Source organism: Providencia sp. PROV130, from assembly GCF_028482225.1.
Lineage (GTDB): Bacteria > Pseudomonadota > Gammaproteobacteria > Enterobacterales > Enterobacteriaceae > Providencia > Providencia rettgeri.
In genome coordinates this window covers 102672-116594 of the sequence record NZ_JAMPQC010000022.1, presented here as the reverse complement: position 1 = coordinate 116594, position 13923 = coordinate 102672, and the positions used below count along the sequence as shown (strand labels likewise).

At 40.8% G+C, this 13923-nt stretch carries 11 protein-coding genes and 2 pseudogenes; 7 read left to right on the top strand and 6 right to left on the bottom strand.

What is annotated here, in order from left to right; translation table 11 throughout:
• Positions 1 to 26 precede the first annotated feature (26 nt).
• From atpD to PSF28_RS15570, 6 genes and pseudogenes are all read left to right on the top strand, one after another.
• The gene (gene atpD, locus PSF28_RS15595) at positions 27 to 1409 is read left to right on the top strand and encodes a F0F1 ATP synthase subunit beta (RefSeq protein WP_210835499.1); all 1383 of its coding nucleotides are present in this window, start codon (positions 27 to 29) and stop codon (positions 1407 to 1409) included.
• Positions 1410 to 1430: 21 nt separating this feature from the next.
• Positions 1431 to 1856, top strand: coding sequence for a F0F1 ATP synthase subunit epsilon (locus PSF28_RS15590; RefSeq protein ID WP_004906291.1), 426 nt, complete (start codon positions 1431 to 1433; stop codon positions 1854 to 1856).
• Between the two features lie 126 nt (positions 1857 to 1982).
• On the top strand, positions 1983 to 3353 hold the full coding sequence (gene glmU / locus PSF28_RS15585) for a bifunctional UDP-N-acetylglucosamine diphosphorylase/glucosamine-1-phosphate N-acetyltransferase GlmU (RefSeq protein WP_210835497.1): 1371 nt from the start codon (positions 1983 to 1985) through the stop codon (positions 3351 to 3353).
• A gap of 207 nt (positions 3354 to 3560) precedes the next feature.
• Positions 3561 to 5393: a glutamine--fructose-6-phosphate transaminase (isomerizing) gene (gene glmS, locus PSF28_RS15580; RefSeq protein ID WP_272684254.1), complete on the top strand. Its 1833-nt coding sequence runs from the start codon at positions 3561 to 3563 to the stop codon at positions 5391 to 5393.
• A 242-nt stretch (positions 5394 to 5635) separates the two neighbouring features.
• Positions 5636 to 7732, top strand: a pseudogene (locus PSF28_RS15575) (RecQ family ATP-dependent DNA helicase).
• Positions 7732 to 8949, top strand: a complete 1218-nt coding sequence (locus PSF28_RS15570) for a DNA-processing protein DprA (protein ID WP_272685312.1) — start codon at positions 7732 to 7734, stop codon at positions 8947 to 8949. Before PSF28_RS15575 ends, PSF28_RS15570 begins: the two are co-directional and overlap by 1 nt.
• 3 nt (positions 8950 to 8952) lie before the next feature.
• Here PSF28_RS15570 and PSF28_RS15565 read toward each other — a convergent pair whose 3' ends face one another.
• From PSF28_RS15565 to PSF28_RS15545, 6 genes and pseudogenes are all read right to left on the bottom strand, one after another.
• The gene (locus tag PSF28_RS15565; RefSeq protein ID WP_272685311.1) at positions 8953 to 9225 is read right to left on the bottom strand and encodes a hypothetical protein; all 273 of its coding nucleotides are present in this window, start codon (positions 9223 to 9225) and stop codon (positions 8953 to 8955) included.
• A 70-nt stretch (positions 9226 to 9295) separates the two neighbouring features.
• Positions 9296 to 9762 (bottom strand): annotated as a pseudogene (locus tag PSF28_RS23660) (IS91 family transposase); the annotation flags it as partial.
• A gap of 86 nt (positions 9763 to 9848) precedes the next feature.
• A complete protein-coding gene (locus tag PSF28_RS15560; RefSeq protein ID WP_210835473.1) occupies positions 9849 to 10202 on the bottom strand; it encodes a VOC family protein in 354 nt (117 codons plus the stop codon).
• 212 nt (positions 10203 to 10414) lie between these two features.
• A complete protein-coding gene (locus tag PSF28_RS15555) occupies positions 10415 to 10648 on the bottom strand; it encodes a hypothetical protein (RefSeq protein WP_210835472.1) in 234 nt (77 codons plus the stop codon).
• 175 nt (positions 10649 to 10823) lie between these two features.
• Positions 10824 to 11663 carry a hypothetical protein gene (locus PSF28_RS15550; RefSeq protein ID WP_272685310.1) on the bottom strand — a complete coding sequence of 280 codons (840 nt, stop codon included), beginning with the start codon at positions 11661 to 11663 and terminating at the stop codon, positions 10824 to 10826.
• Positions 11664 to 11727: 64 nt separating this feature from the next.
• Positions 11728 to 12270, bottom strand: a complete 543-nt coding sequence (locus PSF28_RS15545) for a TetR/AcrR family transcriptional regulator (RefSeq protein ID WP_210835468.1) — start codon at positions 12268 to 12270, stop codon at positions 11728 to 11730.
• A 95-nt stretch (positions 12271 to 12365) separates the two neighbouring features.
• Here PSF28_RS15545 and PSF28_RS15540 point away from each other — a divergent pair, with 95 nt between their 5' ends.
• Positions 12366 to 13862, top strand: coding sequence for an MFS transporter (locus PSF28_RS15540; RefSeq protein ID WP_210835467.1), 1497 nt, complete (start codon positions 12366 to 12368; stop codon positions 13860 to 13862).
• Positions 13863 to 13923 lie beyond the last annotated feature (61 nt).

Here is a 13923-nt window from a genome sequence, read left to right as displayed (position 1 = left end):
TTTACGAATTACGTAGAGGATTCAAGATGGCTACTGGAAAGATTATCCAGGTAATCGGCGCCGTTGTGGACGTCGAGTTCCCTCAAGATGACGTACCAAAAGTGTACGACGCTCTTGAGGTTGTTAACGGTAAAGAAAAACTGGTGCTGGAAGTTCAGCAACAGTTAGGCGGTGGTGTTGTCCGTTGTATCGCAATGGGTACATCAGATGGCCTGAGCCGTGGTTTAGAAGTTGTAAACTTAGAGCACCCAATTGAAGTACCAGTAGGTAAAGCAACTTTAGGACGTATCATGAACGTTCTGGGTCAGCCTATTGATATGAAAGGTGATATCGGCGAAGAAGAGCGCTGGTCAATTCACCGTGCTGCACCTAGCTATGAAGAACTAGCTAACTCAACAGAACTGCTGGAAACCGGTATCAAAGTAATGGACTTAATCTGTCCATTCGCGAAAGGTGGTAAAGTTGGTCTGTTCGGTGGTGCGGGTGTTGGTAAAACAGTAAACATGATGGAACTGATCCGTAACATCGCGATTGAGCACTCAGGTTACTCAGTATTCGCAGGTGTTGGTGAGCGTACTCGTGAAGGGAACGACTTCTATCATGAAATGACCGACTCAAACGTTCTGGATAAAGTATCACTGGTTTATGGCCAGATGAATGAGCCACCAGGAAACCGTCTGCGCGTTGCGTTGACTGGTCTGACTATGGCTGAAAAATTCCGTGACGAAGGTCGTGACGTACTGCTGTTCGTTGACAACATCTATCGTTATACACTGGCAGGTACTGAAGTATCAGCACTGTTAGGTCGTATGCCATCAGCGGTAGGTTATCAGCCAACGCTGGCGGAAGAGATGGGTGTTCTGCAAGAACGTATTACCTCAACTCAAACAGGTTCTATCACTTCCGTTCAAGCGGTTTACGTGCCAGCGGATGACTTGACTGACCCATCACCAGCGACCACCTTTGCTCACTTAGACGCAACGGTAGTTCTGAGCCGTCAAATCGCATCACTGGGTATCTACCCTGCGGTTGACCCTCTGGATTCTACTAGCCGTCAGCTTGACCCACTGGTTGTTGGTCAAGAGCACTATGATGTTGCTCGTGGCGTTCAGTCTATTCTGCAACGTTACCAAGAACTGAAAGATATCATTGCAATTCTGGGTATGGATGAACTGTCTGAAGAAGACAAACTGGTTGTTGCTCGTGCTCGTAAGATCCAGCGCTTCCTGTCTCAACCATTCTTCGTTGCTGAAGTATTTACCGGTTCACCAGGTAAGTTTGTTTCCCTGAAAGACACTATCCGTGGCTTCAGCGGTATCCTGAACGGTGACTACGACCACCTGCCAGAACAAGCGTTCTATATGGTTGGTACCATTGACGAAGCTGTGGAAAAAGCGAAAAAGCTTTAATCCAGCTGACAGGAGGTTGATATGGTAGCTGCAATGACATACCACCTGACTGTAGTGAGTGCTGAAAAACAAATGTTTGAAGGCATGGTACAGAAAATTCAGGTGACAGGTAGTGAAGGTGAGCTGGGGATTTACCCGCAGCATACCCCGCTGCTGACTGCCATAAAACCGGGCATGGTACGTATTACCAAACAGTTTGGTGAAGAAGAGCTAATTTACCTCTCCGGCGGTATTTTAGAAGTACAACCAAATGGTGTTATCGTACTCGCTGATACAGCGATCCGTGGTAAAGATTTAGACGAAGCTCGTGCAGTGGAGTCTAAACGCAAAGCGGAAGAACACGTCCGTAAAGCTCACGGCGATGTTGATTATGCTCAGGCATCAGCAGAACTTGCAAAAGCAATAGCGAAACTTCGAGTCATCGAGTTAACTAAAAAGCTAATGTAATGATAGCGGTATAGTAAAAAAAGCCAGTTGGTTAAGTCTAACTGGCTTTTTTATTTGAGCGAAATATGTAGTAATTTATAAAGGAAATAGGTTTACTTTCATCCCTAAGTTGGAGTTTCAGGAAAAATGACTGTGCAAAGAAAAAGTGTCGTGATTTTAGCTGCCGGTAAAGGCACACGGATGTATTCAGAGCTACCTAAAGTTTTGCATTTGCTTGCAGGCAAACCAATGGTTCAGCATGTTATAGATACAGCAAAATCCATTGGTGCATCAGATATTCATCTGGTATACGGACATGGCGGTGATTTACTGAAAGAAAAACTAGGTGAGCAAAACCTCAATTGGGTATTGCAGGCCGAGCAGCTCGGCACTGGCCATGCGATGCAACAAGCCGCGCCAAGCTTCCAAGACGATGAAAATATTGTCATGCTATATGGCGATGTACCGTTAATTGCTAAAGATACCCTAGATCGCTTAATTGACGTGAAGCCAGAAGGTGGTATTGGCTTACTGACGGTTATTTTAGATAACCCAACAGGGTATGGCCGTATCATTCGTGAAAATAATGAAGTTGTCGGTATTATCGAGCAAAAAGATGCGACTGAAGAGCAACGTAAAATCCAAGAGATTAACACTGGGATCATGGTTGCCAGCGGTAAAGATTTTAAACGTTGGTTGGCACAGCTAAACAACGATAACGCACAAGGCGAATATTATATTACTGATATTATTGCATTAGCACATAAAGAAGGTAATAAAATTGCAACCGTTCATCCTAAACATTTAAGTGAGATGGAAGGCGTGAATAACCGCCTACAACTGGCTGCGTTAGAAAGAGTTTATCAGAAAGAACAAGCGGAAAAATTGTTATTAGCAGGAGTAATGTTAATTGACCCTGCACGTTTTGATCTGCGCGGAAATCTAACTCATGGTCGCGATATTATTATTGATACTAACGTGATTATTGAAGGCAATGTCACATTAGGGAATAACGTGCATATTCAATCTGGTTGTATTTTAAAAGACTGTGTGATTGGTGATAACTCGGTTATCAGCCCTTATTCAGTGATAGAAAACTCTGAATTATCCACTGACTGTACTGTTGGCCCTTTTGCGCGTTTACGTCCAGGTGCTAAATTAGCAGACAAAGCGCATGTGGGCAATTTCGTCGAAATAAAAAATGCCTCTTTAGGTTTAGGCTCTAAAGCGGGTCATTTAAGTTACCTTGGGGATGCCCAAATTGGCGATAACGTGAATATTGGCGCAGGTACTATCACTTGTAATTATGATGGCGCAAATAAACACAAAACCATTATTGGTGATGATGTATTTGTAGGCTCAGACACTCAATTAGTCGCGCCAGTTTCTGTAGCAAAAGGTGCAACAATTGGTGCTGGCACGACGGTAACTCGTGACGTGAATGAAGACGAACTCGTTGTCAGCCGTGTAAAGCAAATGCATATTAAAAACTGGCAACGTCCAGTTAAGAAAAAATAAGTAAATATTGAGGAGAGGTAGCAATATCTCTCCTATTATAAATGCGAATTAATCGCGAAAATTAAAATAGCTACCTAAGGTAGCAATATAAAAATAATATCCCCATTTTCTACAAGGCTGGGGAACAGTGAAAACTGTACAACAATTAGGTTGCGACAAATGAAGGTTTCTAAAGAAAGAAACCTTTTGTCTAGGAATCAAAATAATATGTGTGGAATTGTAGGTGCTGTTGCACAACGTGATATTGCAGAAATTCTGTTAGAAGGTCTTCGTCGTCTTGAGTATCGTGGTTATGACTCTGCGGGTATGGCAGTAGTTGATCACGAAGGCCATTTGCAACGCTTACGTGAAGTGGGCAAAGTGCAAATGTTGGCTGAGGAAGCGGAGAAAAACCCAGTATCGGGTGGAACGGGGATTGCACATACCCGTTGGGCGACTCATGGTATTCCAAGTGAACGTAATGCTCACCCACATACCTCTGGTTATATTGCTGTTGTTCATAACGGCATTATTGAAAACTATTTAGAACTGAAAGATGAACTGAAAAAGCTCGGTTATGTCTTTAGTTCAGAAACTGACACCGAAGTGATTGCTCATCTTGTTCACCATGAACAACAAAAGGGCGGCACGCTGGTGGAAGTGGTTCAACGTGTTATTCCACAATTACGCGGTGCTTATGGTACGGTAATTATGGATAGCCGTATTCCTGAATTATTAGTCGCCGCACGTTCTGGTAGCCCATTGGTTATTGGTTTAGGTGTGGGTGAAAACTTCTTAGCATCAGACCAATTAGCATTGTTGCCTGTGACTCGTCGCTTTATTTACCTTGAAGAAGGGGATGTTGCCGAAGTCACTCGTCGTACTGTTCGTATCTTTGATAAAAGTGGTGAAGCTGTCGATCGTGAGCAAATTGAATCAAACGTTCAATATGATGCAGGCGATAAAGGCGTTTACCGCCATTACATGCAAAAAGAGATTTATGAACAGCCGATGGCGATTAAAAACACCCTTGAAGGGCGTTTTAGCAAAGATAATGGCATTGATCTGAGCGAATTAGGCCCTCGTGCGAGTGAAATTTTATCTCAAGTTGAACATATCCAAATCGTAGCTTGCGGGACATCTTACAATGCTGGCATGGTAGCGCGTTATTGGTTTGAGTCTTTAGCGGGTATTCCATGTGATGTGGAAATCGCTTCAGAGTATCGCTACCGTAACCCTGCGCACCGTAAAAACAGCTTAATGATAACGCTGTCTCAATCAGGTGAAACTGCAGATACACTGGCAGCATTGCGTTTATCGAAAGAGTTAGGCTATTTGACTTCTTTAGCGGTGTGTAACGTTGCGGGTTCTTCACTGGTACGTGAATCTGAGTTTGCCCTGATGACCAAAGCAGGGGCTGAAATTGGTGTGGCATCAACCAAAGCGTTTACCACACAGTTAACCGTTTTACTAATGCTAGTGGCGTATATGGGCCGTTTGAAAGGTGCTAATCCGGAGCTCGAAGAAAATATTTCTCACGCTCTGCATGCATTGCCTGCGCGTATTGAAAGCATGTTATCGCAAGATAAAGTCATTGAAGCATTGGCAGAAGATTTCTCTGATAAACACCACGCGTTGTTCTTAGGCCGCGGTGATCAGTTCCCTATTGCCGTTGAAGGGGCTCTGAAATTAAAAGAGATTTCATATATACACGCGGAAGCGTATGCCGCTGGTGAATTAAAGCACGGCCCATTAGCGTTAATTGATGCCGATATGCCTGTTATCATCGTGGCACCTAACAATGAATTGTTAGAAAAACTGAAATCAAATATTGAGGAAGTTCGTGCGCGTGGTGGTTTGCTGTATGTGTTTGCTGACCAAGATGCGGGCTTTGAAGCTAGTGAAAATATGAAAATTGTTTCGCTGCCTCATGTTGAAGAGCTCATCGCACCTATTTTCTACACTGTTCCTCTGCAACTGTTGTCTTATCACGTTGCATTGATTAAAGGTACAGACGTAGACCAACCACGTAACTTGGCGAAGTCGGTGACGGTTGAGTAATTAATTAACACTAAACCCGATGATATATCGTCGGGTTTAGTGATTGGTATATTATTAATATTATATTTATATAAATTATTTTTTTATTACACTCACCTTCCTTCCCTTGTTAAATTAATTATCCTTTTAAAATAAAAAATAAAAACAGGTGTCGTGAAATTAAACCTGTTACCCTTTGAGTTAGAACTAAATTTATTTATAGTGAATCTTATGTTGTGAAATATTAATAAAAAGGATTTTTTATGGATAATAACCAAGCTTTAATTTTTTTAAGAACGGCCTTAAATTCCCCTACAGCTCAATTTAGAGATGGACAATGGGAAGCTATTGATAGCCTAGTAAACCAGAATAAAAAAATACTGGTTGTACAGCGTACGGGGTGGGGGAAAAGCTCCGTTTATTTTATTAGTGCTAAAGCATTTAGAAATAAAGGGTTAGGGCCAACAATTATTATTTCACCGCTACTTGCTTTAATGCGAAACCAAATAGAGTCAGCAGAACGATTAGGTATAATTGCAGAAACAATGAATTCGAGTAATTCTGCGGATTGGCAAAGCATTACTCAGCGTATTTATAATAATGAAATTGATTGTTTACTTATTTCGCCTGAACGATTAGCTAATGATGACTTTATTGATAGCGTTTTATTGCCTATTGCTGACAAAATAGCGCTGATGGTTATCGATGAAGCTCACTGTATTTCTGATTGGGGGCATGATTTTCGCCCAGATTACCGTCGCATTGTAAGGGTATTACAACAATTACCAATGAATACTCCGGTACTTGGGACAACTGCAACCGCCAATAATCGCGTCATTACAGATATTCAGCAGCAGCTAGGTCATATTCATATTTACCGTGGGTCATTAGCAAGGGAGAGCTTAGCGTTACAATGTATGCTGCTTCCTGATAAGGCTTCTCGTCTAGCTTGGTTGGCTTAGGCTATCCCGATATTAGAAGGTACAGGGATTGTTTATACCTTAACGGTAAGGGATGCAGAGCAAGTTGCGAAGTGGTTAAACCAAAATGGTATTAATGCCAAAGCTTATCATGGCAGTGTGAGTGATGATAATTTTAAAGATAGTAATGAATATCGCCAGTATCTGGAAACTCAATTGTTAAATAATGAATTAAAAGTGTTGGTCGCAACGACCGCATTAGGGATGGGGTATGATAAACCAGATTTAAGTTTTGTTATTCATTATCAAGTGCCTAGTTCTATTATTTCTTATTATCAACAAGTTGGGCGGGCAGGCCGAGGCATTGATCAGGCGGTTGGTATTTTATTATCGGGTAAGGAAGATAGCTATATTCATGATTACTTTAGGAAAGGGGCATTTCCAGCGGAAAAAAATGTTACTGATATTTTATGTTTATTGGAAGAGAGTGATGGTTTATCTGTTAGGGAAATAGAAGAACAAACTAACCTACGTAAAGGGCAAATCGAAAAAGTTTTGAAATTATTATATGTTGAAAACCCGGCTCCAATTATTAAGTCTGGTAGTCTCTGGAAAAGAACGCCAGTTCACTATGTGATGGATCATGCCCGTATAACTCACTTAACTCAACAGAGAATGCAAGAGTGGGATGAAATACAAAAATATTTGGCAGATACTGATTGTAGAATGTCTTTTCTTCGCAAAGCGCTTGATGATAAAAATATAACGGATTGCGGTAAATGTGATAATTGCCTTGGAAAAATGATTATTAACCCATCGTTATCATCAGCGAAGATTTATCAAGCCAGTGTATTTTTACAACAGCTTGAAATGGAGATTAAGCCTAAGATCCAAGTCGCGGCTAATGCATTCCCTGAATATAATTTGAGAGGAAATTTGCCTTCAAATTTAAGAGCTCAAAAGGGCCGTATTTTGTCTTGCTGGGGAGATGCTGGGTGGGGAGAGGTTGTTGCACAACAAAAGCGAGCTGGCTATTTTGGCGATGATTTGGTCAAAGCGATGGCCGAGATGATAGCGCAACGCTGGAAGCCTCAGCCTTTTCCTCAATGGGTTTGTTGTGTTCCCTCCCTTCGGCATCAAGCATTAGTTGTTGATTTTTCAAAGAGAGTGGCTGCTTATTTAGGTTTGCCGTTTATTGATGTTGTTGGCAAAGTCAGGGATAATCAACCACAGAAAAACCAACAAAATCGCTTTCATCAATGTCGTAATCTAGATGGTGCGTTTCAAATTTGCGGGGATATTCCCAATGCTCCGGTTCTACTTATTGATGATGTGATTGATTCTGGATGGACATTGGCTGTCATTGCCGCATTATTACAACGCTCAGGGAGTGGCATTGTTTACCCTGTAGTGCTAGCTTCTTCTTCAGTGAGAGAGTAATGAACTTATCGCCAACGGCTCAAGCCACATTGTTATTAACCAGTTATTTTTCATCAGCTAATCAAGGTGATGTAAAGCCGTTAACCAACACGGAGTGGGGGCGGTTTGCGCTATGGTTAAAGGCAAACTCTTTGTCTCCCTCTGATTTGTTAGTCTCAGATCCTCAATCGCGACTGATTGGTTGGGATGATAAGCGAATTAGTCATGAGCGTATTTTGCAATTATTAAGTCGGGGTCATAGTTTGGCTCTAGCCGTTGAAAAGTGGCATAGAGCTGGCCTTTGGGTGGTGACTCGGGCGGACACTCAATATCCTTGGCGATTGAAAAAACGGCTACAAACTGGCTGTCCTCCTGTGTTATTTGGGTGTGGAAATAAAGAGTTGCTCAATGCGGGTGGGCTAGCGGTGGTAGGGTCACGTAATGCAATTGATTCTGATCTTTTTTTTACGACTCGAATCGGTGAGCTAGCGGCGAAAAGTGGGGTGCCTCTTGTTTCTGGTGGTGCTCGTGGTGTTGATCAATCGGCTATGTTAGGTGCTGCGAAGCAAGGGGGATCGGTTATTGGTGTTTTGGCTGATAGCCTTTTAAAGGCAGCGACTAGTGCTAAATGGCGAAAAGGGTTGATGTCGGGTAATACGGTGTTAATTTCACCCTTTTATCCCGAAGCGAGTTTTCATGTTGGTAATGCGATGGCTCGAAATAAGTATATCTACTGTTTATCTGATAGCGGGTTAGTGATCCATTCAGGAAAAAAAGGGGGGACACTGAATGGCGCTGAAGAAAATTTAAAAAATCAGTGGGTTCCTTTATGGGTAAAACCGACAGATGATCAAACAGCGGCCAACTCATATCTGGTTGAAAAAGGCGCGATATGGTGTGAAAAAGAGGTCGAACACATTGATATTACACACTTATTGGTACAGCCAGTGTTAGCCTTTAATCAGAACGAGCAAGCTGACTTATTTGCTCAGTCAGATATTTTAGAAGTAGAGCAACCCGCAAAAGAACCCGTTACACTTAAACAGATAGAATGTGTTGATTTTTATGGTTTATTTTTAGATGAATTGGCACGGGTAGCGAAAGAACCGAAAGCGATTAGTGAATTAATTAAGCAAACCGGATTACTGAGCCAGCAACTGGATGAGTGGCTCAAACGCGCAGAGGTTGAGGGACGAGTGACACTATTGACTGATCCTCTACGCGTTCAAATTAAATGATTTTTATTCCAACGTTAATGAAAACACCCCTGTCGCAGGGATTGGCATAAATCTTTGGTACATTTCCTTGCGAGTGGCTTCGGAGTCGATATCTTTGAATATCTCAGGGTGTAACCATTTAGCTAAAGATTGAAAGGCAATAATATTTTCGGGTGAATCATAGAAAATATGCCATAAGCCATGGACTCGCCCTTGTTCTACGGCTTGAAGTTGGCCGATAGGCTTGCGTTGTGAAATGGTTTTTAGGCTAGTTTGATAGTTAGGAATCTCAATCAATGTAGTGCCGCATTAATTGGGAGTTTTGAGCGCTATATTTCTATTAAATTCTGACAGTTTTTTCATTGATTAACTCTGAGAACGGATGTTGATTGAGTTGACGACCATAGGTGCGTAGGGCACAAAAGATACCGACTTCGATTCCAAGGTGTCGTGCGTGTTTTAGCATAGCACGGGTTGTACAACGAAAGAGCTGATGGAGCAATGGTCAATTATTGTTGAAGAAAAGCCAAGGTAGGTGAGGTATAGTGAGGGGGGCCATTCGCAGTCCGGCAAAATATGCCGCTGTTGTGCTATCTATTGTTCAGTGCCTTTGAGAGCATATGCACTATAGGCTTTAGATTTACAGGCTTGACAAAAGAAACGGGAATGTATGCATTCAGGAGAAGAACAGCAATAACGGTGAACGCCCATAGCACAGGTGAGCACCTTTTCGACGCTGAGGAGTTATCATTCATCGACGTTGTTATTTTTAATGAAGTGATTCCATCTGTCGTCATATTGAAATAACAGCTTTGCTGGTCTGGGAATATACATAACGCAAAGTATAAAAGACGAGAAGGGAGTTGCCTAGAAATAGAGCGGCTCTGCCGCGATGCTCACATCAACGGCATGATTATATTCTATGTTTCTTGGACAAACATTACAGTATTTCCAGCTGGATCGCTGAGCTGCGCAATCTTTATGAATCCTAGATCCTGTATTTCGCCAACGGCAACCCCAACGTTTTGGCAAACTACTCTTTGTGCTTCGATATTGCGAACACAGCAAACTACAAATGATTTACCTACAAGGTTTGGGTCAGGAGTAAGCGAAACTTGAATTAGAGCATTTTCTACTAGCTTCCATTCTGCGATTCCTTCATCAGGTGTAAGATCTGGCTTGCGCCCAAGCCATTTGGCGTACCATTCAACGGCTTCTTCAAAATCACTTACGTGAAGAACGGAAACAATACTCGTAAAGTTATTATTCGCCATTTATTTACTCTCTTAATTAAATTAAAAATTTTTTTTAACTTTTTTATGATTCCAAATTCATTGTTAGTTTTGATATTAAACGCAAAAGAAATTTAATGACAACTACATTGTGATATTTCATTTAACAATGAAAATATTGGGAGCCGTATCTAACCTTGACCCGACCTGAAAATATACATAGAGCAGAATACAAAAGTCGAGAAGTAAATTACCTAAAAATAGAGCGCCTTTGCCGCGATGCTCACACTAAAGGCGTGTTTACGTTCTAAAAAACGCTGTTGGCTCTCTTGCTCATGTTGGCTGGCAATAACGCACAATGATGCGCCAGAAAGAGAGACGGTTTTTTTATTATCTGGCTGGCATTCAAGCTCACCATTCATCATTAAAACTAATTTTATCCCTTTCCATAATGGTTCACTGACCCATTTACCTGCTTCTGGGGTCATTTTCCCACGTAAAAAAAAGCGTCGCTGTTGGGGAAGAGTGATGTGATCTGGTTATTTTGCATAGTGCCAAACCTTTTTGTATGGAGGAGACGAATGCTAAATATTAACTGATAATTATTATCATCTCCAGTCATGAATTCGTTTATCTGTATTAAATTTTCACCGCCAAATTATTTTAATTCTTTGGTATTGTTTGAATTTTTAAATATCTACTCGTGTATGAAGGGAACAGCGTGTAAAGTTGGTTGCTGCCAAGGGAATTGCGCCTTTTTTCAATGGGTAATGAGGCAAAATCAGCATCAATTAAATACATTTTTTCTTGTTTATCTTTTCTTACATTACCATTAACATTATAGTCATGCAGTATTCTTCCTTTGGATTTAACAAATTGATAAGCTTTATTTCCCGTCACTGATTTGCCATCAATAAATTTTGAAACTAAAACTTGAGTGTCATTTTTTAGTGTTGTTACGCGGGCAAAGTTCTTATCTTGGTTCACCTCTGTCAAAATTCGTCTACTACGGCCTAAATTAGCAAAATGCGTGTTCTGGTGCTCCTTATTGTTAGGGATTTTTATGGCAAAATTGCCCACTCGATACACTGTGCCATAAGTACCACTACCAACATAATCACTTAATATGAGCCTGTTCTTTTTATGGGGATCGAGAACAGATTCTTTATTTTCAAAATAAATATTTTCGCGACTTAATAGCTTGATAAATAAATCAATATTTTCTGTTGTATGTAAATTAGGTTTAATGTGATTTTGGGAGTTGAGCTTGATCGATAGGGGAACAACAGGGTTTTTTTCTTGTGATAATGCATTATTATGCATTTTTTTTGTGTCGGTGATAATCGCTGTTTTTTTTCTTTTAAAGAGTTTTTTTATGAAATTTTTAAGCGGATTTTTATTGCCAACTGAGCGAATATTTTCAGTAATAAAATCATGATCCTTTTGGGGCTGTGCTGGGTGATAAATGTGACTTGGAACAGATATTATTGGGTTTTTTTTCATCGTAATCCTCCATTTTTATTAACTATATAAAATGAAAGATTACCTCGATATCAAAAAGAGATTTTTAGTTCAGTTTTAATAAATTTTCCAAATCACCAAATATAGATTGCCACTCATTATCATCAATTTCCATGAATCCCATATAGCGCAGCATAAAAGCGCCTTCAGTTGCTAGAAAAACAATTCTTGCTTGTTTGCCTTTCTCTGTTGAAGTATCTAGTCTCGCAAGCCGTTCACGATACCAAGTACGCGTACTTTCCAGGTATTCAGGGGTTTGTAATAAGGATGCCATTAAGGAAGCGCCTTTTGCCATTGCAACTTTATCGTGCTGGTGGGTAGCTTGCATATGAGCAAAAATTTGCCCTTCAGGAGAGTTATCTTGCAGTGTGACTTGATTAAAAATTTCATCATAAGACTGGCCCCAACGCTCAAACATCGCATCAATTAAGGCATCTTTATTGCCAAAACAGTACTGAACACCGCCTTTGGAGACCCCCATCGCTTTGGCGACTGCATCGATAGTGAGAGCGGTAGCACCTTGTTGTAAAACAATGTCTTCAGCTGCATCAAGCAATTTTTCTCTATCGATTGTTCGTTGACGTCCCATTTAGAAAAACCTCTTTTCAATACGTACGTATGGATTTATATTGTAGCACGATCAGCACAAAAATCATGATCAAATAAACTCATTGAGAGAATTTTATGTTAACCGATTATAAGCGCTGGATAGTGCTTCTATTAGTTTCAAGTGTACTGTTTCTTATCGTTATTGATGTCACTGTACTGTATACCGCGTTACCTAAATTAACCCATGATTTAGGCGCTACGTCATCTGAAAAACTGTGGATAATGAATGCTTACCCATTGGTGGTCGCTGGGTTATTACCTGCTGCAGGGATGCTAAGTGATAAAGTCGGTCACAAGCAAATGTTTTTATTGGGGCTACCGTTATTTGGTTTAGCCTCGTTGTGTGCTGCTTTTTCACCAACCGCAACAAGTTTGATTTTGTCTCGTGGCTTTTTAGCTGTTGGTGCAGCAGTAAGTATGCCTGCCACCCTTGCTATTGTCAGGCATGTTTTTTTAGACCCAAAAGAAAGGGCATTAGCTATTGGAATATGGTCTGCGGTTGCATCTGGTGGTGCGGCAATTGGCCCTTTGATCGGCGGTATCTTACTTAACCACTTTTGGTGGGGCTCTGTTTTTTTAATTAATGTCCCAGTCGTCTTATTGGTTATTCCGTTTGCGTGTTACTTGATCCCTAAATGTGGTGGTAACAGCGACAAAAAAATCGACATTTTCGGTTCTATTTTAGTTTTAATTGGCTTAATTGGCGTTATTTATGCGTTGAAGGAGCTCGGAAAACCTTATACAGACTGGCCTGCTGTATGGGTTTCAGGCGTTATTGGGGCTTTCTTTTTGGTGGTATTTAGAAATCGACAAATTAAATCAATATCCCCAATGATTGATTTTACGCTATTAAAGCATCCTAAATTTAATGCAGGGCTGATGATGGCTGTGTTATCTATCGTGGTTATCGTTGGTGTTGAATTATTACTAAGCCAACGTTTACAGCTGGTTTTGGGTTATACGCCATTTGAAGCGGCTTTATATATCATTCCAATTCCATTGGCTTCGGTGATAGCTGCACCATTGGCAGGTATGTACCTTCATAAATTTGGTGAGATCAAACTCACTGTTTTCGGGTTTACTTGTACGTTAATTGGTGTCGTTGGTTTAACGATGGTGTACCAAACTTCGACAGGTATTTTGTTACTTTCATTCCTCTTTCTTATTGGGTTTGGCCTTGGTGCGATATTCACGACGGCATCAACGACGGTGATGTTAAATGCCCCTGATGAAAAAGCAGGCATGGCAGCATCAATTGAAGAAATTGCTTATGAAATTGGCAGTGTCTTAGGTGTAACCTTTATGGGGGGGTTAATGAGTGCAATTTATACCTTGAAACTCTCATTACCTGAAGGCTTAACAGTCAGTGATAAAGTTTATGATAGTATTGATGAGGCCTTATTAGTTTCTGAATCACTACCAGCAAATAATGCATCTGCGTTGATAAATCAGGCCAATATTGCCTTTGATCATGCCTTCTTAGGGGTGATGGTGGCAACTATTTTTGTCTTGCTGATCAGTATTATTGTTCTGCCTTATTTTTTACGCTCTAAAAAGGCATTAACGAACTAAACTAGTTTATTTTCAAAACCAATTAGACTTGCTGCTAAACATAATATGTTTGTCAGCAGTC

Coding starts and splice junctions, on each gene's coding strand:
- atpD (WP_210835499.1), top strand. CDS start 27: ATGGCTACTGGAAAGATTATCCAGGTAATCGGCGCCGTTGTGGACGTC.
- PSF28_RS15590 (WP_004906291.1), top strand. CDS start 1,431: ATGGTAGCTGCAATGACATACCACCTGACTGTAGTGAGTGCTGAAAAA.
- glmU (WP_210835497.1), top strand. CDS start 1,983: ATGACTGTGCAAAGAAAAAGTGTCGTGATTTTAGCTGCCGGTAAAGGC.
- glmS (WP_272684254.1), top strand. CDS start 3,561: ATGTGTGGAATTGTAGGTGCTGTTGCACAACGTGATATTGCAGAAATT.
- PSF28_RS15570 (WP_272685312.1), top strand. CDS start 7,732: ATGAACTTATCGCCAACGGCTCAAGCCACATTGTTATTAACCAGTTAT.
- PSF28_RS15560 (WP_210835473.1), bottom strand. CDS start 10,202: ATGGCGAATAATAACTTTACGAGTATTGTTTCCGTTCTTCACGTAAGT.
- PSF28_RS15555 (WP_210835472.1), bottom strand. CDS start 10,648: ATGACCCCAGAAGCAGGTAAATGGGTCAGTGAACCATTATGGAAAGGG.
- PSF28_RS15550 (WP_272685310.1), bottom strand. CDS start 11,663: ATGAAAAAAAACCCAATAATATCTGTTCCAAGTCACATTTATCACCCA.
- PSF28_RS15545 (WP_210835468.1), bottom strand. CDS start 12,270: ATGGGACGTCAACGAACAATCGATAGAGAAAAATTGCTTGATGCAGCT.
- PSF28_RS15540 (WP_210835467.1), top strand. CDS start 12,366: ATGTTAACCGATTATAAGCGCTGGATAGTGCTTCTATTAGTTTCAAGT.